Annotated in this window: 3 protein-coding genes; 1 reads left to right on the forward strand and 2 read right to left on the reverse strand. The window is 74.4% G+C overall.

Annotated elements, in window-relative coordinates; genetic code table 11:
- The coding region (locus OUY22_RS36540; protein ID WP_270159895.1) for a hypothetical protein at nucleotides 1–412 on the reverse strand (412 nt) is incomplete at its 3' end.
- Nucleotides 413–552: 140 nt separating this feature from the next.
- Complete coding sequence (locus OUY22_RS36545) at nucleotides 553–1,116, reverse strand: TetR/AcrR family transcriptional regulator (protein ID WP_270159896.1); 564 nt, start codon at nucleotides 1,114–1,116, stop codon at nucleotides 553–555.
- Nucleotides 1,117–1,193: 77 nt separating this feature from the next.
- Between OUY22_RS36545 and OUY22_RS36550 the strand changes: the two genes are divergently transcribed.
- A complete protein-coding gene (locus tag OUY22_RS36550; protein WP_270159897.1) occupies nucleotides 1,194–1,925 on the forward strand; it encodes an SDR family NAD(P)-dependent oxidoreductase in 732 nt (243 codons plus the stop codon).
- The last annotated feature ends 170 nt before the right edge of the window (nucleotides 1,926–2,095 follow it).

Here is a 2,095-nt window from a genome sequence, read left to right on the forward strand (position 1 = left end):
CGAGAGGCAGGTACCCGGCCTCGTCCCGGTCCTCGCCGGCGCCGCGGGGGTCGCTCGGCTCGTCACCCGCGTACGTGTCGGCGTACGTGTCGGCGTACCCGCCGGCGTTCTCCGCGTAGGCGTCGGGGTACGCCGGTTCCCGGTGGTCGTCGCCGTAGGCGCCGGCCTGGGCGTCGTACGGGCCGCTCAGGCTGTCGCCGTACGCGGGCTCGCCCTGGGACTGGTACGGGTCGCCGGCCTCGCCGGGGGCCGGGGGCAGGATGTAGGTCTCGTTGCCCGCGACCTGGATGGCGGGCTGCTCGTCGGTGTCGTCCGTGCTCCAGCGTGGAGACAGGACGTCACCGGTCAGATCCGGGTTCCCGGGTCGCCCCTGCCCGTCGTCGTAGGACCTGTCGTTGTCGTCGCGCGCCACGCTGAACCTCTCTTGCCCGGATACGGAGTGCAACCTTTCCTAACAGATTTAACCCACTCCTGTCCGGAAATTTCACATGTTTCCCGCAGACTACGCAGCGTCACATGCGTGCCGTGCCGCCCCTCGCGACGCGGCCCCGTTCAGAGGCCGGCGAGCAGCGCGTCGAGCGCCGACCGGACCCGGTCGGCGGTCAGGCCCTCGCGCAGCCGGTGCGCCAGCAGCGGCGCGGCGAGCGGGGCGAGCAGCGCGTCGGCGAGCGGCCCCGCGTCGGCGCCCGGCGCGGCCTGGGCGATGAGCATCGCCAGATGGGCGTGGTGGGCGCGGTAGGCGCCGCCGAAGCGGGCCAGCGGCGCGGCCGTCTCGGCCATCAGCAGCAGGTCGAGTTGGTCGACCGTGCGCTCCAGCAGGGCGTGCAGGAAGGCGCGGGCGCGCTCGCGCGGCTCGGCCCCCGGCCCCAGCGGGGGCGGCCCGCCGACGAACGCCGCCTGGAACTCCCGCTCCCGCTCGTCGATGAGCGCGTACGCGAGCCCCGAGCGGTCGCCGAAACGGCGGTAGAGCGTGCCGACGCCGACCCCCGCCGCGGCGGCGACCTCCGCCATCGACAGGCCGTCCACGCCCCGCCGCGCCACGAGGCCGGCCGCGGCGTCGAGGATCTTCGCCCGGTTGCGGGCGGCGTCGCTGCGCTCGCGTCTCACGGCGTCCATCCTTTCATCGGCGACAAGCGGAATATATTCCGGTTACTATGTGAACCGGAATCCATTCCGCTTATTTGGAGGATGTCATGACGCGCAGAGTCCTGCTGGTCACCGGAGGCAGCCGGGGGATCGGCGCCGCCGTCGCCCGCCGCTTCGCCGCCGACGGGTTCGACGTGGCGCTCACCTACGCCGAGGCCGCCGACCGGGCCTCGGCCGTGGCCGCCGAGGCCGAGAAGCTGGGGCGGCGCGCCCTGGCCGTCAGGGCCAGGGCCGAGGAGGCCGGCGAGCTGGTGGCGGCCGTCGAGCGCACCGTGGACGAGCTGGGCCGCCTCGACGTCGTGGTGAGCAATGCCGGGATCGCCCCGTACGGACCGCTGGCGGACGTCGGGCTGGAGGAGCTGGACCGCACGCTGGCGGTGCACGCCCGCGCCGCGTTCGTGCTGGCCCAGGCGGCGGCGCGGCACCTGCCCGCCGGCGGCCGGATCATCACGATCGGCAGCAGCCTGGCCGAGCGCGTTCCGTACCCCGGCTGGACCCTGTACGCGATGAGCAAGTCCGCGCTCGTCGGGCTCACCAAGGGGCTGGCCCGCGACCTCGGCCCGCGCGGCATCACCGCCAACCTGGTCCACCCCGGCTCGACCGACACCGAGATGAACCCGGCCGACGGGCCCGGCGCCGACGAGGAGCGCGCGCTGACCGCGCTCGGGCGCTACTGCTCGCCCGGCGACATCGCGGCGACCGTGGCGCACCTGGCGGGCGAGGCGGGCCGCAACATCACCGGCACGGCCATCACGGTGGACTCGGGCGCCACGAGCTGATCACCCGCGCAGGCGCTCCCGGGCGCCGACGACCCTGCCTCCGCGAAACCAGCCGACGGCCTCACCTCCGTGAAACCGGGACGTCACGGAGCGTCATCCCGCATCATGGCCTCCATGCTCAGCACCGAGATCGCACCCGCTCCCGGCGCGGCCGCCGTGAGCGCGCTCCG

The organism is Nonomuraea corallina (assembly GCF_027620315.1).
Taxonomy (GTDB): Bacteria; Actinomycetota; Actinomycetes; order Streptosporangiales; family Streptosporangiaceae; genus Nonomuraea; species Nonomuraea corallina.

Excerpts from the sequence above, each read along its gene's own strand:
- OUY22_RS36545 (WP_270159896.1), bottom strand. The coding sequence starts at position 1,116 with ATGGACGCCGTGAGACGCGAGCGCAGCGACGCCGCCCGCAACCGGGCG.
- OUY22_RS36550 (WP_270159897.1), top strand. The coding sequence starts at position 1,194 with ATGACGCGCAGAGTCCTGCTGGTCACCGGAGGCAGCCGGGGGATCGGC.